The sequence below is a fragment of the Larkinella punicea genome, from assembly GCF_003334855.1.
Classification (GTDB): domain Bacteria; phylum Bacteroidota; class Bacteroidia; order Cytophagales; family Spirosomataceae; genus Larkinella; species Larkinella punicea.
In genome coordinates this window covers 95506-115512 of record NZ_QOWE01000025.1, presented here as the reverse complement: position 1 = coordinate 115512, position 20007 = coordinate 95506, and the positions used below count along the sequence as shown (strand labels likewise).

The following is a 20007-nucleotide window of genomic DNA, read 5'->3' as shown; positions in this document are numbered from 1 at the left end:
TCAGACCATTCTGCAGTCCTATATCAGAAGAACCATTATGAACAAACCATCAACTCCCTCCTACGACGTCATCATCATCGGTGGCAGTTACGCCGGACTAAGCGCGGCCCTCGTCTTGGGCCGTTCCTTGTGGACAGTCCTGGTACTCGATAGCGGCCAGCCCGCCAACCGGCAGACGCCCTACTCCCACAGTTTCCTGACCCGCGACGGCGAAACCCCTGCCGAACTGACGCGAATAGCCCGGCAGCAAGCCCTTGCCTACCCGACCGTCAGCCTGCGGGACACAACGGTTACAACCGCTCAGCCACTGGATTCTTCGTTTCAGGTGCGGACGAACGAAGGCGAAGTATTTACGGCCAAACGGCTTATTCTGGCGACCGGTTTAACCGACATCCTGCCTGACCTGCCCGGGTTTGCCGAATGCTGGGGCATTTCGGTTTTGCACTGCCCGTTTTGCCACGGCTACGAGGTGAAAGACCAGGTTGTCGGGGTACTGGGCAATGGCGATGATGGGTTCGGATTGACGAAATTGATCCACCACTGGAATCCCGGCCTGACCTTGTTCACCAACGGCCCATCCACCCTGACCCCGGAACAAACCGCCAAACTATACCAACACGCCATTCCGATTGTCGAAACCCCGCTGGTGGCTCTGCAACACCAGGACGGACATCTGATTGCTCTCGAACTGGCCGACCAGTCGACCCAACCCCTCCAGGCCCTGTATGCGCGCCCGGCGATGCAGCAGTCGAACGATCTGGCGCGGCAATTGGGCTGTGAAATGGATGAGATGGGCTTCATCAAAGTCGATGAATTTGGCAAGACCAGCGTGATGGGCGTGTTTGCCGCCGGCGATAACCACACGATGATGCGGCAGGTGCTGGTGGCTGCCACCAACGGGCAGCGGGCGGCTGTGATGATCACGCGGGAACTGATGGAGGAAGAATTCTGAGTTGGCTCGTTTGCGGTATGAAGAAAAATTAATTTCAGGTTCAGCTTGGCCTTAGAGCGCGTCGTTAGTTTTGCTACCGTAATCACCAGTAAAGAACAACTACGAATGAAAACCAACGCAACATTACTGACCGGCCTCCTGCTCACGGGCAGCCTGCTGGCTCCCCATCTGTACGCCCAAACCGCTCCGGATCAGCCCAACGGCCCTGAAGTAACCACCCTGACGCCCGGTTTGCCGCCACCCGCCTTCGATCAGCCACGACCGGAAAGGCCCGGTGGACCCGGTCGGCACCCCGGCCACAGACCCGACCGTCGGGAAGCCCGTGGGCCACTGGGACGGCGGGAAGGGCTAACGGCACTGACCACGGTGACCGGAACCGTCGGCCAGTTGACGGGCAATGACGATTTTATTTTAAACGGTTTTACACTTAAAAATGCGTCCGGAACTGTCACCACGGTGAAATTTCCGGCGCACCTCGGCCAGTCGGTTCAGCAGGCGGTTAAAGCCGGTAGCAACGTCAGTGTCACCGGTTTTACTGAAACCAGCCACAGGGGTGAAGTCAACTTCCGGATGACGAGCCTGACGGCGGGGAAGACGACAGTGACCGACGCCCCGCCGACGGTATTGCCCACCCCACCCGCCCCGCCGACGATGAGTACCGTTACCGGGAAAATCGCGGATTACCAGCTCGACCGTGAAGGACGCGTCAACGGGTTGATTTTATCCACCCCGGGGGATTCGAAAACGATTGTTCGCATTCCGTCGAACGTAGTCGCTCAACTGTCGAATCTGGCGACCAAAGGCAGCACGATTACGGTGCAGGGTTTTGCCAAAATTCCGCACGAGGGACAGGTGCAACTCGAAAAAGCGACCATTCTCCGCGCTTCGGTGTTGACCATCAATGGCCAGCAGTATCTGGTTCGGTAAGGCCCGTTTTCAAAACCGCTCCGGCTTAAGGAAAGGCCGGGGCGGTTTTGTTTTGGTTCGAATCTCTCCTACTTTTAGCCGCTACCAACTTCCTCTGCATTTCTGCGTTTTCATGAAAATTCTGGTTATCGAAGACGAGCGCAAACTGGGCCGGTTTATCAAACAGGGCCTGGAACAGAACGGCCACGTCGCCGACCTCACGCACTCCGGTTCCGAAGGACTCGACCAGTTGGCCGGTGGTCTGTACGACCTGGTGCTGCTCGATCTGATGTTGCCGGGTCAAACCGGTTTTGAGGTCCTGAAAAACCTCCGGGCTTTTGGGTTAACCGTGCCGGTGATGATCCTGTCGGCCCTGAGTGATCCGGCTACGGTGGTGCAAGGCCTGGACCTGGGCGCGGTGGATTACCTCCGCAAACCGTTCGATTTTGACGAGTTGCTGGCCCGAATCCGCATTCTGCAACGCCGGACGACCACCAGCGACAATGTGGTGTTGCGGGTGGCTGATCTGGAAATGCGGCTTATTTCGCACGAAGTTATCAAAGACGGAAGCAGCCTGAACCTGACCAACCGCGAATTCGCCCTGCTGGAACTGCTGCTGCGCCGGGCCGGGCAACTGATTACCAAAAACGAAATCGCCGAAAAAGTTTGGTCGGCCGACTACGATATGGGCAGCAACGTGATTGAAGTACACATTTACCAACTGCGGAAAAAGCTGGACGCGAGCGGGATAGCGGGGCTGATCGAAACGCAGGTGGGCCGGGGCTATCGACTCAAAACGCCATGAGCTTGCGCAGCCGGATCGTGCTGGCCGTGCTGGCGGTTTTTGCCCTCATCAGTGGAGCCGCGGGATACCTCATGCTCACCCGCGCCGAAGCCGGTTTGCAACGGGCTTTCGATCGCGCCACCCAAACCCGGGCGGCCTGGCTCCTGGCCCTCGTCAGTGTCGACCCCGTCGTGATTCCGTTGCCCACCGAAACGGAGCGAATGCGGGTGGTTTACCGTAGCTACGGCCAGCGTCGCGAGTTGTTCCGCAGCCCCGGTTTTCCGGGCGAAACCAGCCGCCTTTCAAACCGGACCTCCCACCGATCCATCACTGTCGAGGGCACACCCGTTCAAACGCCCGACGGGCAGCTTCAACTGACGCTGGCGGTGCCGGACGAAAACTTGCGGCAGGACATCGGACGTCTTCGGTGGGTGTTCGGACTAAGCTGGATGCTCAGTCTGATCCTGGCGTTCGGAGCGGGGTATGGCGTAGCGGGCTGGCTCCTGCGGCCCATTCAACGCATTGTAAACCAAGTCGATGCGATCAATAACACGAGCGCCATTGACCCGATCGAATTACCCAAAACCCGCGATGAACTCTATCATCTCACGTCGACCTTAAACCGGATGCTGGCCCGAATCCGGGAAAGCGTCGAGGGACAGCGGCATTTTTTCGGGGCAGCCGCGCACGAACTCCGCACGCCCCTGACGGTGATGAAAACCGGTTTGCAGGTCACCCTGAAACAGGGTCAGCTCGACGCCGGAACCGCGACTTTTTTGAGCGGTCAACTGGAAGAAGTGAGCCGACTGACGCGCCTGATCAACGAGTTTCTGACGCTGAGCCAGCCCGACACCATCGCGCCGGTTCTCAAGCTTTCCGCCATCGATCTTCCGGAATTACTGGACAACTGCCTGCGGCAACTGGCCTCGCTGACGGCCGAGTATGGCGTCACGGCGGTTTTCGACCGCTCCGGCTTCTCCGACGTCATTCTGCAAACGGATGCCCTCAAACTGGAACACATCCTGTTGAATCTGATCGAAAATGCCGTCAAATACGCAGTGTCGGATAGCGTGGTCACCATCCGGCTCCAAAAATCCGGGCAGTGGCGGGTTCGGATTGAAAACCAGACAATTCGCGAGAGTGGCCCGACGCTCGATTTGCGACAAGCCTACTACCGGGCCGATCCGTTCAAAGAAGGCCACGGTCTGGGACTTTGGATTACGCACCGGCTAACTACGCTCCTGGGCGGAACCCTGCATCTGGACTGGAAATCCCACACCTTTACCAGCGAGTTGAGTTTGCCGGTTTCGAACCCGGATTCATCAACCTTTAGTCGGTGATCTTCACCCGTTTGGCTTTGGTCGGCAGCCAGACCTGCATCGGGCTTTTGCCGCGATTGGCCCAGACGTAATACGGAATGGCCGTAATTTTCTTCTTCTCCGTCACCACACTCGCACCATCCGCCGACGGCCCCACCACCGGCACCTCGGCCTGAATCGCCACCACCGGCTCCGTGCTCACCTGATAAGCCTGGGTCGTAAACGTCGTTTGATCAGGCACCAACAGGTTCCAGGCCTGGCCGTTGTTATCGGCCCCTTCCACGCAATAGACCAACGGCCCGCGCTGTATGGCCACCCGGTCATTGGCGGCCACCAGTTCTTTTTTAGCGAACACCCGTTTCACGTCCATCGGCAGGATTAACTCGATCACATCGCCTTTCTGCCACGTCCGGTTCACCACCACGTAGCCGTTTTCTTCCCGGTAATCGACCGGTTTTCCATTCAGATTCACCGATATTTTAGCCTGGCTCTCCTCCTGAAACCGGTAGAGATCACCCGGCACCGGCACGTTGCTAACCCAGCCCGGAATCCGCAGATGCAGGGCGTAAGGCGTCTTTTTGGCCGGCGTCACGGTTAGTTTCACACTACCGTCCCACGGATAATTCGTCTCCATTTGAACCGGAACGTCGGTTTTGCCGATTTTCACCGTCGTGTTGCTACCAATGTACAGATTGACCCAAAGCCCAGAATCGTTTTTGCCATAAATATAGTCGCCGAGCGACGCCACCAGCCGGGCAATGTTCGACGGACAGCAGGCCGTTCCAAACCAGGCACTCCGGGCCGTATTGCCGTTAGAAGCCAGCGGATTACCGTAGAAAAACCGGTCACCACTCAGGCTCAGGCCATCAAGCGCGCCGTTGTACAGACTCCGTTCCAGCACGTCGATGTATTTGGCTTCGCCGGTGAGCAGGTTCATCCGCTGGTTCCAGAAAACCATCCCGACCGACGCGCAGGTTTCGCAATACGCCGTTTCGTTGGGCAAGTCATAATCCAGCGAAAAGCCTTCATTTTGACCCGACGAGCCAATGCCGCCCGTGATGTACATATTGCGGTACACAACATCTTCCCAGACGGTTTTCATGGCGTTCATGTAGCCCGCGTCACCGGTGGTGGCTGCTACATCGGCGGCTCCCGTGTAAAGGTACATCGCGCGAACCGCGTGTCCGGTAATCTCCTTCTGATTCTTTACGGGTATGGCATCCTGGCAGTACTCCGGCGTCTTCCACTGATCCCAGATCTTGCCGACGCCGAAGCCCCGCCCGCGCTGATCCAGAAACCAGTCGGCCAGTTTCAGATACCGGTCATTTTTCGTCAGGTGATACAACTTCATCAACGCCAGTTCGATTTCCTGATGTCCGCTCACCCAGTGGCGGTTGGGTTGCCGGAAGGTCACGTCGAGGTGGTCGGCAAAACGAATGGCGACGTCCAGCAATTTCCGTTTTCCGGTGGTGTTGTAATAGGCCACGGCGGCTTCGATGAGGTGGCCCGCGCAGTAGTCTTCGTGCTTTTCCATATCGGTCCAGCGCTGGTCTAAACCGACCAGAGAATAGTACGTATTGAGATATCCGTCAGGCTGTTGGGCGGCTGCAATCTTGTCGATCCACTCATCGGCTTTCTTTTCGAGTTCGGCGTCGGGGCGGTTTTTCAGCGAATAGGCAATGGCTTCCAGGGCTTTGTAGACATCGCTGTCATCGTAGTACACGCCTTCGTGTTTTTCGTGCTTTCCACGCTGCACTTTCTCAAAATTCCGGATGCGGCCCGTCTTTTCTTCGGTCTGAAAAATACAGGCCTGCAAGGTGGCCGTAGCGACTTTATCGAGCTTCGGACGCCAGAACCGGTCGGTGATGTTGACCTGCGAAAAACTGACGGGTTCGAAGCGTTTGACCGGTATTTGCGCATCGGCGATCAGACTTGTCATCATGGTCAAAACCGTAGCAAGAAATCGAAATCGGGTGATCATGGGGTTCAGAAAGGCTTAGGAATACCGTGAAGGGATGCTCAAAAATAGAACTTGAAACGGATTATTTCTATGGCAAGCGCGGCTAATGGCGTAAATTGCGGAACAGTCTACCCAACAACCTTCGTCGGTCACCCATGCTCAACCTTTCGGCTCCCTCTGCGTATTGTCTGGAAACGGTGACGATCCCGACGTTAACCGACGGAATCCTCTTCAAACACAGTTCCGCAGTCGCCTTTTCCACGGGGAGTTACACCGACGTTATGGCAATCGAACTAGCCGTCGATCAGGGCACCTTTGTCATTCCGTCCCGGGACATTCAGCGTACGGAAGTAGTCGTCAGTCAGTCGGAAAAAGCGCTCCGGATTGCCTGTTCGTGTCCGGCTCCGAAAGACCGATTGTGTGAACATCAGGTTCAGGTTTTATCGGCGATTGTCAGACGAAAGGAATTCCGCGTCTTTTTTGATCAGGTCCTGCGGTATGAAGCCATCAAACCGGTCGCCAGAGACTACGGTCTGGAGAATGAGAGCCAACTGGATGCGTTTTTCCAGGTAGACTTCGAGAATAAAGCCTTGACGGTCAAACCCAAACGACCGGAATTGCTGCGATTCAATCAGGCCGACAAAGCGTTGCTGGTGTCGACCCTGGTACCAAAACCGGGTCGGCCGGAACCGGTTTTGGAGGAAACGGCGTCGAAGTTGCAGCGAATTATCGTCTTTACGAAACACCGGTATTCCGATCATTTCGGGCTGGAACTGTTCGACGCGCCAACGACGCGGGAAGGGAACGTAAAAAATCCGCTCACCCCGGTACAGCCGCTGGAAGCGATCAACCGGATGGAGCAACTGAATGAATTAAAATTCTATTCGGCGCTCGCCCGATTTCAGCATACCCACCGCAGCAAAAAGACCGAATCCGACCTGGAAGCATTGCGGTTTGTGGCCGAAAACCCCGGAAAACTGGCTTTTTATTACCATGCGATCAGCGTTTCTGAAAACATTTCTTCCCAGTCGCTCATCCCGGTAAAGCTCAAAATTCTGATGGGCGACCTGCGGTTGTGGGTTCGTCAGGTCGACCAGTTTTACGAACTCCGGGGTTCGCTCGTGATGGAGGGCACCACGCAGGAACTCCATAAACTCGTTCTTAAATACGACTACTTCATTCTGCTGCACAACACGCTACACCTCATCGATAATCCTGATTATCTGCGGGTTATTGAGTTTTTTAGCAAGAAAAGCACCCGAATCGTTCTGCACCAGTCGAAGTACAGCGAGTTTCAGGAAGCGGTTTTGGCTAAACTGGAAAATCAGATTCGGATTACCTATTCGTATCTGCAACCGGCGACGCCCGCGCAGCTCGAAGAAAACGGCTTTAATCTGGAACGCGAACACCTCCTGTATCTGGCCGACTCCGAAGATTACGTCATTCTGACGCCGGTGATGAAATACGGAACCGTTGAGGTGCCGGTATTGTCCAAAAAACAGATTTATTCAGTCGACAGCCAGGGAAAACCGTTCACGGTGGAGCGCGACGACGAAGCGGAAATTCAGTTCACGATGGCGATTGCCAGCCAACACCCTGATTTTCAGAACCAGCTCGACCGACATGAATTTTATTTACACAAAACCCAGGTGCTGGATGAAAACTGGTTTCTGGATGCTTTCGACGCCTGGAACAGCCAGAAAATCCGGGTTCTCGGTTTCAATTCCCTGAAAAACAACCGCCTGAATCCCCACAAGGCCAAGGTATCGGTGGTGGTCAACAGCGGCCTGAACTGGTTCGAAACACAACTGGGGCTGTCGTATGGCAAGCAGCAGGTTTCTCTGAAACACCTTCACAAAGCGATCAAAAACAAGAGCCGGTTTGTGCCGCTCGACGACGGAACGCAGGGGCTGTTGCCTACCGAATGGCTCGAGCGGTTTTCGGCCTATTTTCAGGCGGGTGAGGTAGTGGATGATCATATTCGGACGCCCCGGATTCGTTTTTCGGACTTGCGCAAGGTGTACGACGACGGGCAACTCAGCAGCGGGGTTTCGGACGAAATCAAGAAGCTGGCCACCCAATTCGCCGACTCCCAGTCCATTCCGCCCGTTGCCATCCCCGCCGAGCTACAGGCTACGCTCCGGGATTACCAGAAAGAAGGCGTGTTCTGGCTCAATTTTCTGGATGAACTGGGTTTTGGCGGCTGCCTGGCCGACGATATGGGCCTCGGAAAAACGCTCCAGATTCTTGCTTTTTTACTGGTGCAGAAAGCCAAAAACCGCACCCGGGCCAACCTGATCGTGGTGCCGACTTCCCTCCTGTTCAACTGGCAGGCTGAGGCAGCGAAGTTTGCGCCTTCGCTGCGGCTGTACACGCTCTACGGAAACAACCGCAACCTGAAGAAGAAAGACATCGACCAGTACGACATCATCCTGACCTCCTACGGCACGCTGTTGTCAGACATCCGGTTTCTAAAAGACCATGCGTTCAATTGCATCGTACTGGACGAGTCTCAGGCCATCAAAAACCCGGAATCACAACGGTATCAGGCGGTTATGCGGTTGCAATCGCGCACCCGTTTTGTCCTGACCGGAACGCCCATTGAAAACCATACCTTCGATCTGTTTGGGCAACTTTCGTTTGCCTGTCCGGGTTTGTTGGGCAATTACCACTATTTTCGGGCGCATTATTCCACGCCCATCGACAAATTCGATGACCGGAAACGCGCCCGCGAACTTCAGCAGAAAATCAGTCCGTTCATTCTGCGCCGAACCAAAGCGCAGGTGGCCACCGAATTACCCGACAAGACCGAGATGATTCTGCACTGCGAAATGGGGCCGGAACAACGGAAAGTTTATGACGCTTACGAACGTGAGTTCCGCAGTTTTCTGCTGACGACGCAGGACGGCGACCTACCCCGGGAGCGCCTGCACGTGTTGCAGGGACTCACCAAACTGCGGCAGATTTGCAACTCGCCGGTTTTGCTCAACGACGATGAATTTTATGGCGACGCGTCGGCCAAGATTGACATGCTGATTGAGCAGATTGAAAACAAGTCACCGCAGCACAAAATTCTGGTTTTCTCGCAGTTCGTCACCATGCTCGACCTGATCCGGAATGAATTGGAAACCAGACAGATCGGCTTCGAATACCTCACCGGCCAAACCACCAACCGGGAAGCCTGCGTCAACCGGTTTCAAACCGACGAAACCGTCCGGGTGTTTCTGATTAGCCTGAAAGCGGGCGGAACGGGCCTCAATTTAACCCAGGCCGACTACGTTTATCTGGTCGATCCGTGGTGGAACCCGGCGGTGGAAAACCAGGCCATCGACCGGAGTTACCGCATGGGTCAGAAGAAAAACGTGGTGGCCGTTCGTCTGATCTGCCCAGATACTATTGAAGACAAAATCCTTCAGCTTCAGGCATCCAAAAAAGACCTGGCCGATCACCTCATCAAAACCGACTCATCCATTCTAAAATCACTGAATCGAACGGATTTGCTGAGTTTACTGCATTGATTTTTTTATCTAGGACTTTCGCTTGTTGCCCCGTTCCCCTAAAGGGGACTTGGACGCGGAAACCTCCGGATGCTAAAAGTCCCCTTTAGGGGAACGGGGCAACAAGCGAAAGTGTAAAATATTATCAGACATAAGTCCTATTTTCGTTAATTCCATTGAAATGTCTATCAGTCCGTTACTTTCTTTACAAAATGCCACCATTCGCCGACCCACCGGCCTTGTTTTACAGAACCTGAACTGGACCCTGAAACCCGGTGAACATTGGGCGATTCTGGGGCCGACGAGTTCGGGAAAAAGCTCGTTTCTCGATGCCCTGAGCGGGCGGTTGCCCGTGGCGAGTGGCGCGTACGCTCACCCGGTTGGTGTTTTGCGGGAAGTGGTCGAGCAGGTAGCGAATGATTACCGTTTCGACCGGCAGGTGGCTTCGTCGGCGCGGTATTACCAACAGCGGTTCAACGCCGATTCGGCGGAAGAATCGCCGACGGTTTGGGAAGTTTTGCAACACCGGATCAAGCCCACTGGAACCGTCAATGAGAATTCGATCGAATTGCCACCACCGGCTTTTTCGGAACAATGGCTGGCCGAAGTGGCTGACTGGGTGCATATTACACACTTGCTGGATCGGCACCTTACCTCCCTTTCCAACGGTGAAACCCGCCGGACGCTGCTGGCCCGCTCGCTCCTGCGCCGTCCCGAAATTCTGCTACTCGACAACCCGTTCGGCGGTCTGGACGTGGGCAGCCGCGAACGGCTGCACGGAATTTTGAACCGGATTGCCGCCGAAGGAACGACGCTGGTACTGGTGACGACACCCCGCGAAATTCCGGATTGCATCACGCACGTTGCTGAATTGACAGACGGCCAAATCAGTTGGCAGGGACCAAAATCAGACATGCCCGCACTGCCCGAATCCGCCCCCGAAACCCTGACCGATCCGACTCTCCTCCCCCGCTGGCTGAATACCTCCGCCATTTCGTTCACGAATGCAATCAGGATGCGGAATGTTACGGTGAGTTACGGCGAGAAAGTGGTATTGGACACCATCAACTGGGACGTTCAGCGGGGTGAAAAATGGGCGGTTTTGGGGCCAAACGGTTCGGGAAAATCGACCTTGTTGAGTTTGATTACGGCCGACAACCCGCAGAGCTACCGCAATGACTATGAACTGTTTGACCGAAAACGCGGCACCGGCGAAAGCATCTGGGATATCAAACGCAACATTGGTTTCGTGTCGCCGGAACTCCACCTGTATTTTCCCCGCGAGCAATCGGTCTGGAAAGTGGTGGCTTCGGGCCTGTTCGACACGGCGGGACTTTTTCGCAAATTGACCCCGGACCAAAATGAACAGGTAGAATTTATGCTGGACTTGCTGCGCATCCAGCCCCTGCGCGACAAGCGGCTGGCGCAACTCTCGACGGGCGAACAACGCTGGGTGTTGCTGGCCCGCGCCCTGGTGAAAAACCCGCCCCTACTCGTGCTGGACGAACCCTGCCAGAACCTCGATCCGGCTCACATCGCCCGGTTCCGGGATTTAGTCGATGAACTGTGCCAGTCGCCGGAACGGACGCTGCTGTATGTGTCGCACTACGCCGAGGAAATTCCGACCTGCGTGACGAAGGTGCTGCGGCTGGATGGTGGGAAAGGCCTAATTGATCGTCTGTAATAGCCCCCCCGGCTTTTATCCGGGGCTAATGATGTCAGCCCCTTGGGCTGGTGTGTGGGCGTGTTTCAGGGTTTTTCGGGGGCGGTGGCAACGGCAATTTTGGAATCGGCGGTGCCGTAATATAGAAACCACTGGCCTTTGTAGGGGACTAATCCTTCGATAAAACAAACGTGGTTGATCTGGCCGACCATTTCGTAGGGTTGATCCGGTTTCAGGAAATACGTTTCGGAGCGGTCGATGAGTTTGGTGGGCTCGCTCGCATCGAACAGCAACTGACCAGCCGCGTAGGTTCCGTCCGGCAAATCCCGGTCGCCGTCTTTCCCGTGGTTCATGCCGTTGTACAGCAACACAATACCATTGGCGGTCAACAGGGCGGGTGGGCCGGGTTCCAGCAGGCGGTAATCGTGCTTGTCTTTCCGCCGTTCGGCCACCGCAAACAGCTTGCCGTTGGTGGTTTCGACGGGCGTCCAGTGAATGAGGTCGGGCGACGATGCGCAATACAGTTGCGGCTGATCACCCCAGTACATCCAGTATTTCCCGTTGATTTTCTCGGCCACCAACCGACTCCCAATGCGTTTGCACACAATCGAACCCGACTTCGACCATTCGTTGCGGTATTTTAAATCATCGAACGCCAGCCCCTGTTTTTTCCAGTTGATCAGGTTTCTGGAGGTGGCCACGCAAAGCCGGGCCTTGTCGCCGTCGTAAGCCGTATAGGTCATGACATACACCCGGTTCGGGCTTTCCACAATCCGCGGATCTTCGCAGCCGCCCTCCCACTCGTACACCTTCATGGGGTCGTTGTCCGGGTAGAAAACAGGTTTGGGCCGTCGCTTGAAATGGATGCCGTCGGTGCTGGTCGCCAGCCCCAGCCGCGAGGTTCCGGCGTGTTTTCCAACGGTATCTTCGGCCCGGTAGATCATGCAGATTTTGCCTTTACGAACCACTACCGCCGGGTTAAAGACATCCTTTTCCTCCCAGTGTACGGTTTCGCCCCGCAACGGACAATCAAAGGTGGTGTTTTTTTGGGCATCCAAAACCGGGTTGGCGGCATGTTGCTTCGTGAATTCACCAATCATCCACGGTTTATAGGGCGACTGGGCGTAGGACGCGACGTGGATTACAAGGACAACAAGCGATAAAAAAGATCGATATAACATGAGGAATTGCGAAATTAATGATAGGAACACGGATTTAGCGGATTGGACGGATCAAAACGGATTTTAATCGGTGAAAATCCGTTTAATCCGCTCAATCTGCGTTCCCATCCAAAAATTCAATCCCAACATACGGGAATTTAGGTTAACAACCGCAATCAGCCGGTTCAGGTTATAAAAAACGCAGTTGATCCAACTATAACTTGAACCGCAAACCGATTCACGCCAATTTTGAGTGACATAAACAACAACGACCAATGAAACGATTTTTTTTATTTGCAACGCTATTGGCAATTTTCGCCAGCGTTCTGTCCGGGTGTAACCGCGAAGACATCGGCCCGCTTCAGGAAGGCGAGAAAGCTTTTTTGCTGACAGGTTTCGACCGCCTGGAAATGGGCAGCGGTTTTGAGGTTACGCTGGAGAACGGTCCGGGTTTTAAGATCATGGCCAAAGGCGACCAGCGCAACCTGGATGATCTGGATGTGGAGGTCCGCAACGGCACCCTTTTCGCCGGTTACCGCACCAACAAAAGCCGGAAATATACTACTGCGTTTACGATAACCATGCCGAACCTGCGGGGTGCCAACTTCTCGGGCGGAGTCCATGCGAAAGTGAAAGGTTTTGCGAATCTGACCGACCTGGACATCGAGCTCTCCGGCGGTGCGCACGGAAGCTGGGAAGTGATCGCCACCCGCACGAATGCAGTGGTGTCCGGCGGCTCAAAGCTGCAACTGATCGAGTCCAAAATTACGACGGGCGGAGATGATTCCATCACCAGTTTGATCAATCAGCTCACCGTCGATGCATCCGGCGGCTCCCACGTCGAAGCCTTCGACTACGCGGCCAAGTCCGTAAACGTGAAATCGACGGGGGCCAGCCACGCCGACATTACCGCCACCCAGTCGCTAACGGCAGAAGCCAGTGGGGCCAGCAAAATCCGGTACAAAGGCAATCCGGCCAACATCAACCAGAATGCCAGTGGTGCCAGCAAAATAGAGAAATACTAAAACCCTGACAGTGGCCAACGGCCCTGTCAGCAATTAAAAGCCTCCCCAACTATACACACTACTTGATCACGTAATTTTGAAAAAAGCGAAAACCGCTGACAGGGCCGCTGGCCGCTGTCGGGGTTTTCGCGGCATTTTGAGATTCATTTGCTGGTAAAATGGCAAAAAAAGGCAAATTTCCGTACCTTTGCACCTTCATTTCAACAAGGAGAGCAATCGAATGATTTCAGTACAAAACGTCTCACTCCGCTACGGCAAGCGGGTTTTATTCGACGACGTCAACATAAAATTCACCGCGGGCAACTGCTACGGGGTGATCGGCGCCAACGGAGCGGGCAAATCAACGTTTTTGAAAATCCTGTCGGGCGAAATCGAACCCCAGACGGGTTCTGTCGTCATCACGCCGGGCGAAAGGCTGTCGGTGTTGAACCAGAACCAGTTTGCCTACGATGACTTTCCGGTTTTGCAAACCGTCATCATGGGCAACAAACGCCTGTATGACATCATGCAGGAAAAAGACGCCCTATATGCCAAAACCGACTTTACGGATGCTGATGGCGAGCGGGCGGCCAACCTAGAAGGCGAATTTGCGGAAATGAACGGCTGGGATGCTGAGTCGGACGCGGCTTCGCTGCTGAGCGGTTTGGGCATCAAAGAAGACCTTCACTACAGCCAGATGGCCGATCTGAACGGTTCCGAAAAAGTGCGGGTGCTGCTGGCCCAGGCGCTGTTTGGCAACCCGGACATTCTGCTGCTGGATGAACCGACCAACAACCTCGACGTTGAATCGAGTCTTTGGCTGGAAAACTACCTGGCCAACTTCAAAAATACTGTGATTGTGGTTTCCCACGACCGCCACTTTTTGGATCAGGTTTGTACGCAAGTCGTTGATATTGACTTCTCTAAAGTGCGGCTTTTTACCGGCAACTATTCGTTCTGGTATGAATCGAGCCAACTGGCCCTGAAACAACGGCAGGATCAGAACAAACGGACGGAAGACAAACGCAAGGAACTGGAGGAATTTATCCGGCGGTTTTCGGCCAATGCTTCCAAGTCGAAACAGGCCACCAGCCGGGCTAAATTGCTCGAAAAACTGACCCTCGACGACATTGCGCCTTCGTCCCGGAAGTATCCCTACATCAATTTCAAACCGGAACGCGAACCCGGCGACCAGATTCTGAACGTCGAAAACCTGACGTATGCGAGTGAAGACGGCGCCCGGCTGTTCACCAACCTGTCGTTTTCGATGCGCAAGGGCGACAAGGTATTCCTGTTCAGCCGCGACGGTCTGGCCGTAACGGCCCTATTCGATATTCTGGCCGGTGAACGCAAAGCCGACTCGGGTGAGTTCAAATGGGGTGTTACCATCACGCCGTCGTATTTCCCGAATGATACCGGTCGCGACAAATATTTCCAGAATGACCTGAATCTGGTGGACTGGCTGCGGCAGTTTTCGGTGGAAAAAGACGAAAGTTTCATTCGCGGTTTTCTGGGCCGGATGCTGTTTTCGGGCGAAGAGTCGCTGAAAAAATCGACGGTTTTGTCCGGGGGCGAAAAAGTGCGGTGTATGCTTTCCAAAGTCATGCTTTCGGGAGCCAACCTACTGTTACTGGATGAACCGACCAACCACCTCGACCTCGAATCCATTACGGCCCTCAACAACGGCCTGATCGACTTCAAAGGCCCGATTTTGTTCACTTCGCATGACCACCAGTTCGGCGAAACCATCGCCACCCGCATCATCGAAATTGCCCCCAAAGGCCACCTCGACAAACTCATGACCTACGACGAGTACCTCACTGATGATAATGTGAAGGAACAACGCGAAGCGCTTTATAAATAGGGTTTTCGGTTGATGACGCTTTCGATTCTGCCCCCCAATCCCCTGAAGGGGGCTTTATGCATCCGGATTGAAAAGCCCCCTTCAGGGGGTTGGGGGCAGAACCGAAAGCGTCAACGAGTTTCTATCTCTACCCCTCAATCCACTCTTCCTTTCTCCGCATCAGCGGCATTGTCGTTGTGCCGGCGTTTCCGGGCGAAGGTTTCTTTTCCAAACCGGTACGAAAAGGCCACCCCAATCCGGCGCGTATCGGTAGCCTGCGTATGAAACGCATCGGCCTGTTTCAGACTGACGGTTCGGTCTTTTTGTTTCCACGAATGAAACAGATCTTCAGCTAACAATCGAACACTTCCCTTGTCTTTTAAAACCTTCTTTTGTACTGCCAGATTGATTCGATAACGCGGATCTGTTATCCTTTGTCCATTCAGATCTTTGGTGACAAAAAAACCGGTGATCTCGCCATTCCAGCCCTTCTCAAATTTCAATTGATTGACAAGATTCATTCTGGCGTGATATATTTTCGGGTTAAGTTTTTCAGAATAAGCCACCCCATTTAATGCCATATGGGCAATGGTTAAGTTGGCATTTAAAGTCCAGCATTTTGTGATTGATTGGGTCAAATTGGTTGCCATTGCCAGAATACGACCGCTTGCCACGTTGTTCGGACTGATGATAAAAATGCCATCAATGGCTTGTGTGGTCTGGAAAATTACATCGGTAAAATGATTGTATTGCAAAGCAATGCCGAAGTTATTTTTATGCTGGTACTTCAATTCGTATTGAAAATGGTATTGCGGTTTCAACAGCGGGTTTCCCACCGTATAGGAATACGCATCCCGGTAGAATAAAAACGGATTCAGCAATTGGTAATTCGGGCGATTGATCCGACGGGCTATGCTCATTGTCATGGTGTTATTACCCAGACTATCCAGCTTATACCGTAAAAAAGCCGTAGGAAACACGCGCATGTACTTTATATCAAACGCGGTTTCTTTTACCTCCGCATTTCCCAACTGACGGCCATTTACCACCGTATTTTCCAGTCGGAAACCGAGCTGGGCCGCCATCCGTTTCCACTCTTTGCGGCTGTTGAGGTAAGCCGCCTGGATGGTTTCCCGGTAGATGAAATGGTTGGATTTACCATAATCCGGCGTTTGGGTAGTGCCTGAAACGGAATAGTAACGGGAATCCGTATCGTTGGTTACAAAACTGGATTTAAAACCGGCTTCCACAACGGCCTTATTTTTGAAGGGATGCACGTAATCAGCTTTGGCCGTATAAATGGCGATTTTCGAGGGCAGGTCATACAAAAAATCCCTTCGGTTAGTAAACGATTCGTCGGCGCTGCTGACCATCGTAGTGAGTCGTTGATCACCTGTTGTCTGGTGAATAATGTAGTTAACATCGGCGGTTAGTTCCCGACCCTCCGCATTAAATTTATGCTGAAAATTCGCATTTATTCCCACATTACGCCAGTTGAAATTACCCTTGGTGTACCCATTTCCAAGCGAGTCTAAAACAGGATTAGCCGTACTGTTTTTACTGAAATAATCGAGCCTCTCCTGCTTGGAGCGATTCTGATAATTAACAACAAACCCGTAGGTTGTTCTGGACGAAACGGCATAATCCATGCCCAGTCTGGTCATGATTCCGGGAACAGTATACGTAAGATTATTCTGCAAAACGACCGAGGAGTTAATGGAAGAATTTTCATTGTAAAGAATTCGGTTATACGAATCATCTGCGTAATCAGCATCCCGGCTATATCCCAAACTACCAAACAGGTTTATCTTTTTACGGTTGAAATTGACGTTGATCACATTATTGGTTCGTGCCGTCACGCCCTGGCTGTAACTGGCGGAAATATCCCCGACAAAGCCCTGCATTCGGTTTTTTTTCAGACGAATGTTAATAATGCTTGTCCCAGCCGCATCGTATTTGGCGGGCGGGTTGGTCATCAGTTCAATTTTATCCAGCGAACCGCCGGGCAATGACTTCAGGTACGATGCCAAATCCGGCCCCGACAGGTAGGTTGGCCGCCCGTCGATCAAAACCAGCACACCCGCTTTTCCGTTCAGGCTAATTTCGCCATCGTTGCCGACCGTAACACCGGGCGTTTTTTCGAGCACATCCAGCGTGTTGCTGCCGACACTGCTCACCATCGCATCCACATTCACGACGGTTTTGTCAAGATCCTGCTCAATCAAAGGCCGTTTGGCTACTACGACCACTTCGTTTAGTATTGTATTTGAGGGCGTTAGAATAATCACCGGCAACGAAACCACCGGGTGCTGGTCGTCGATGGTCAGCAACCCACTCCGGTAGTCGTTGCTGCCAATACTTGAAACACGCAGGGTGTACTGGTTATTGGCCAGGTTTTTTAGCTCAAATTTACCCTTGCCGTTGGTGATTTCACCCTGCACCAGGGTCGAATCTGAAGCGCTTAACAAACTCACCGTCGCACCCGGTATGGCTTCATTGCGGGAATCCTTGACGACGCCCCAAATGGTTTTTGGAGCGATCTGAGCCGACGCTGCAAGAGGAATAAGAAGGAAGAGGATGGAAAAAAAAGACTTCATAGTGTAGCCGTTGTAAAAGCAATTGTCATACTTGCTGAGCAAATATGAATGGCGCAACGACCGTCGGCAATAAATCAGGCCATACCAGACTGACCGGCTGACAGAATGCGGATTTGAGGGGTTAAAACACTTGGTACGGCCATACAGGGTTTTTGTCAGCGGTTTATTCGATTTCATCCGGGATGTTTACCGGAGTGGAAGATTTTGGTCAGCTTTGGAATTCAAACCAGCCTACGTGGATGTTACGAGTATGAAAAAAGGAGAGAATGCGGACTTTGCGGGACTAACGGAACTTCAAAAACACCTGGTTTTTAGCATTATTGCGGCCATACCAATTTATCTTGCGAGTAATTTGTATACCCAATCCATCGTGACGCGGGATGATGAAGAAGCGGCCTTTGCCGCCACAGCATTCTTTTTGGGAGGCATTTATACCGGTCGGTACATTTCGTTGGTGTGGGTATCGAAAAAAATACCGCTCCGCCTTTTCATTGGTTTATCAATTTTTAGCATTCTCTGTATTTGCTGGATTTTTTTCCACGCCGATTTTCCGCTCAAGGGCACCCGGGTTTTCCTGAATTTAATATTGTTTTATTTACCGCTTTTCCTGATGAGCATTGCCATTGGAATGCTCATTAAACTGGGGCGAATAACCGTTGAAAATCAGCTACAGGAATCGAAAGCCGTGGCCGAACAAAGCCAGAGTGAGCTGCATCTGCTCCAGTCCCAGCTAAGCCCCCATTTTCTATTTAACACCCTGAATAATTTATACGGTATTTCGATTTCCCAACACGAGAAAATTCCCACGCTATTATTAAAACTTTCTGATTTACTCCGGTATTCGGTGTACGATGCCAAGGAATTGTTTGTGCCCTTGCGGGACGAACTTGCGTATATCAACAACTACATCGATTTCGAGAAAATACGCATCGGTGACCGGCTTACACTCACGACTTTGATAGAGGATCTGACCCATACCGACATTAACATTGCGCCGATGTTGCTCATTGTGTTTATCGAAAATGCCTTCAAGCATTCCAAAAACACAACAGAACCGTATATTTCAATTGATATGAACCTGAAAACCTGGGGAAACTATCTTCTGTTTTCCGTAAAGAATTCACACGGTTCAACGTCTGACGAGAACGGTCTTCTGGAAAAAAGAAGCGGTTTAGGATTGGCGAATGTGAAGAAAAGGCTTGATTTGTTGTACCCAAACGCCTATGAACTCTCCATACAGGACGAAGACGGTTTTTACCAGGTCATGTTGCAACTGAAAGTAAAATGAAACCATTCCAGTGTTTGATTGTGGATGACGAACCCATTGCCCGGGAAATTATCCAGACCTATTGCGGACATTTTCCGAATTTAAAAGTCGTAGCGTCTTGTGCTAATGCGCTTGAAGCCAAAGCAGAACTTCAAAAACAGGCCATCGACATTCTTTTTCTGGACATCAATATGCCGGTTTTGAATGGGATTTCTTTTTTGAAAACGCTCAAAAATCAGCCGCAGGTTATCTTCACAACCGCCTATAAAGAATACGCCGTGGATGCCTTCGAATTGTCGGCCATCGACTATTTATTAAAACCATTCTCCCTGGAACGGTTCATCGTCGCGGTCGATAAAGCGCTGGAACGATTACAGCCTAATCCCGTAATCATTCCGGAAACTATTGAGAAAAACACAGAAGATTATCTTTTTATAAAAACCGACGGAAAAATCTATAAAATTTTTTATTCCGATTTGTTATATGCGGAAGCCAGCGGCAATTATACCAAAATTATAACGACGCAAAACACGATTCTGCCCGGCATGACCTTCTCCAGTTTCGAAGAATTGCTACCCAAATCCCGGTTTCTCCGGGTTCATCGCTCCTTCCTGGTCAACAAATCGAAGATTACGCATATCGAAGGCAACCGGGTTTTTATTGGCAAAAATGAAATCCCCATCGGCAGTAATTACCGGGACGGTTTTTTGAAGTCGCTGGGATTATAACGCATCGTTTTGGAAATCCGGTTGTGGGTCACCGTCCGCTGCTGGTTCGATTTAAACCGGGCATCTTCCACCGCCGACAAAGCCGCGTGTTTGGTAGCCCGCCCCTGAACCCTCTCGCGCCACTTTCGCCACGACGACGGTTTCAGTTGCCGACGCATGACCTCGATCACTTCCTGTTCCGATAGCCCAAACTGAGCTTCGATGGCATCAAAGGGCGTGCGGTCTTCCCACGCCATTTCGACAATGCGGTCCAGGTCTGTTTCCCCAAGCTCAAGTACCGGTTTGGAACGTTTCATACCGGAACAACGAAGCCGTCTTTCGCATAAT

14 protein-coding genes are annotated in these 20007 nt (G+C 52.7%); 10 read left to right on the top strand and 4 right to left on the bottom strand.

Annotated elements, in window-relative coordinates:
• The first annotated feature begins 37 nt into the window (after positions 1-37).
• The 4 genes from DUE52_RS25805 (at position 38) to DUE52_RS25790 (ending at position 3982) form a co-directional block, all read left to right on the top strand.
• Positions 38-952, top strand: coding sequence for an NAD(P)/FAD-dependent oxidoreductase (locus DUE52_RS25805; protein WP_114408963.1), 915 nt, complete (start codon positions 38-40; stop codon positions 950-952).
• Positions 953-1057: 105 nt separating this feature from the next.
• A complete protein-coding gene (locus DUE52_RS25800; RefSeq protein ID WP_114408962.1) occupies positions 1058-1879 on the top strand; it encodes a hypothetical protein in 822 nt (273 codons plus the stop codon).
• Between the two features lie 112 nt (positions 1880-1991).
• On the top strand, positions 1992-2663 hold the full coding sequence (locus DUE52_RS25795; protein ID WP_114408993.1) for a response regulator transcription factor: 672 nt from the start codon (positions 1992-1994) through the stop codon (positions 2661-2663).
• Positions 2660-3982, top strand: a complete 1323-nt coding sequence (locus DUE52_RS25790; RefSeq protein WP_114408961.1) for a sensor histidine kinase — start codon at positions 2660-2662, stop codon at positions 3980-3982. The genes DUE52_RS25795 and DUE52_RS25790 overlap by 4 nt, the downstream gene beginning before the upstream one ends.
• Here DUE52_RS25790 and DUE52_RS25785 read toward each other — a convergent pair.
• Positions 3972-5942, bottom strand: coding sequence for a glycoside hydrolase family 127 protein (locus tag DUE52_RS25785; protein WP_114408960.1), 1971 nt, complete (start codon positions 5940-5942; stop codon positions 3972-3974). The two genes, DUE52_RS25790 and DUE52_RS25785, sit on opposite strands and share 11 nt — an antisense overlap.
• Before the next feature lie 134 nt (positions 5943-6076).
• On the opposite strand from DUE52_RS25785, the gene DUE52_RS25780 reads away from it, so the two are divergent.
• Entirely contained in the window at positions 6077-9439 is a 3363-nt protein-coding gene (locus tag DUE52_RS25780; protein ID WP_114408959.1) for a DEAD/DEAH box helicase, read from the top strand.
• 160 nt (positions 9440-9599) lie between these two features.
• Positions 9600-11102 carry an ATP-binding cassette domain-containing protein gene (locus tag DUE52_RS25775; protein ID WP_114408958.1) on the top strand — a complete coding sequence of 501 codons (1503 nt, stop codon included), beginning with the start codon at positions 9600-9602 and terminating at the stop codon, positions 11100-11102.
• Between the two features lie 65 nt (positions 11103-11167).
• Here the strand turns inward: DUE52_RS25775 and DUE52_RS25770 are convergent, their stop codons facing one another.
• Positions 11168-12262: a glycoside hydrolase family 130 protein gene (locus DUE52_RS25770; protein WP_114408957.1), complete on the bottom strand. Its 1095-nt coding sequence runs from the start codon at positions 12260-12262 to the stop codon at positions 11168-11170.
• Between the two features lie 254 nt (positions 12263-12516).
• On the opposite strand from DUE52_RS25770, the gene DUE52_RS25760 reads away from it, so the two are divergent.
• Both DUE52_RS25760 and DUE52_RS25755 read left to right on the top strand, forming a co-directional pair.
• Positions 12517-13266, top strand: coding sequence for a head GIN domain-containing protein (locus tag DUE52_RS25760; RefSeq protein ID WP_114408955.1), 750 nt, complete (start codon positions 12517-12519; stop codon positions 13264-13266).
• 220 nt (positions 13267-13486) lie between these two features.
• On the top strand, positions 13487-15109 hold the full coding sequence (locus DUE52_RS25755) for an ABC-F family ATP-binding cassette domain-containing protein (protein WP_114408954.1): 1623 nt from the start codon (positions 13487-13489) through the stop codon (positions 15107-15109).
• 134 nt (positions 15110-15243) lie between these two features.
• Here the strand turns inward: DUE52_RS25755 and DUE52_RS25750 are convergent, their stop codons facing one another.
• Positions 15244-17685: a TonB-dependent receptor gene (locus DUE52_RS25750; RefSeq protein ID WP_165841037.1), complete on the bottom strand. Its 2442-nt coding sequence runs from the start codon at positions 17683-17685 to the stop codon at positions 15244-15246.
• Between the two features lie 250 nt (positions 17686-17935).
• On the opposite strand from DUE52_RS25750, the gene DUE52_RS25745 reads away from it, so the two are divergent.
• Positions 17936-18973 carry a sensor histidine kinase gene (locus DUE52_RS25745; RefSeq protein ID WP_114408952.1) on the top strand — a complete coding sequence of 346 codons (1038 nt, stop codon included), beginning with the start codon at positions 17936-17938 and terminating at the stop codon, positions 18971-18973.
• Entirely contained in the window at positions 18970-19680 is a 711-nt protein-coding gene (locus DUE52_RS25740; RefSeq protein WP_114408951.1) for a LytR/AlgR family response regulator transcription factor, read from the top strand. Before DUE52_RS25745 ends, DUE52_RS25740 begins: the two co-directional genes overlap by 4 nt.
• On the opposite strand, the gene DUE52_RS25735 is transcribed toward DUE52_RS25740, so the two are convergent.
• Entirely contained in the window at positions 19644-19976 is a 333-nt protein-coding gene (locus tag DUE52_RS25735) for a TIGR03643 family protein (protein WP_114408950.1), read from the bottom strand. The two genes, DUE52_RS25740 and DUE52_RS25735, sit on opposite strands and share 37 nt — an antisense overlap.
• Positions 19977-20007 lie beyond the last annotated feature (31 nt).

Excerpts from the sequence above, each read along its gene's own strand:
- DUE52_RS25750 (WP_165841037.1), bottom strand. The coding sequence starts at position 17,685 with ATGAAGTCTTTTTTTTCCATCCTCTTCCTTCTTATTCCTCTTGCAGCG.
- DUE52_RS25770 (WP_114408957.1), bottom strand. The coding sequence starts at position 12,262 with ATGTTATATCGATCTTTTTTATCGCTTGTTGTCCTTGTAATCCACGTC.
- DUE52_RS25760 (WP_114408955.1), top strand. The coding sequence starts at position 12,517 with ATGAAACGATTTTTTTTATTTGCAACGCTATTGGCAATTTTCGCCAGC.
- DUE52_RS25800 (WP_114408962.1), top strand. The coding sequence starts at position 1,058 with ATGAAAACCAACGCAACATTACTGACCGGCCTCCTGCTCACGGGCAGC.
- DUE52_RS25780 (WP_114408959.1), top strand. The coding sequence starts at position 6,077 with ATGCTCAACCTTTCGGCTCCCTCTGCGTATTGTCTGGAAACGGTGACG.
- DUE52_RS25740 (WP_114408951.1), top strand. The coding sequence starts at position 18,970 with ATGAAACCATTCCAGTGTTTGATTGTGGATGACGAACCCATTGCCCGG.
- DUE52_RS25795 (WP_114408993.1), top strand. The coding sequence starts at position 1,992 with ATGAAAATTCTGGTTATCGAAGACGAGCGCAAACTGGGCCGGTTTATC.
- DUE52_RS25745 (WP_114408952.1), top strand. The coding sequence starts at position 17,936 with ATGAAAAAAGGAGAGAATGCGGACTTTGCGGGACTAACGGAACTTCAA.
- DUE52_RS25775 (WP_114408958.1), top strand. The coding sequence starts at position 9,600 with ATGTCTATCAGTCCGTTACTTTCTTTACAAAATGCCACCATTCGCCGA.
- DUE52_RS25805 (WP_114408963.1), top strand. The coding sequence starts at position 38 with ATGAACAAACCATCAACTCCCTCCTACGACGTCATCATCATCGGTGGC.
- DUE52_RS25785 (WP_114408960.1), bottom strand. The coding sequence starts at position 5,942 with ATGATCACCCGATTTCGATTTCTTGCTACGGTTTTGACCATGATGACA.
- DUE52_RS25755 (WP_114408954.1), top strand. The coding sequence starts at position 13,487 with ATGATTTCAGTACAAAACGTCTCACTCCGCTACGGCAAGCGGGTTTTA.
- DUE52_RS25790 (WP_114408961.1), top strand. The coding sequence starts at position 2,660 with ATGAGCTTGCGCAGCCGGATCGTGCTGGCCGTGCTGGCGGTTTTTGCC.
- DUE52_RS25735 (WP_114408950.1), bottom strand. The coding sequence starts at position 19,976 with ATGAAACGTTCCAAACCGGTACTTGAGCTTGGGGAAACAGACCTGGAC.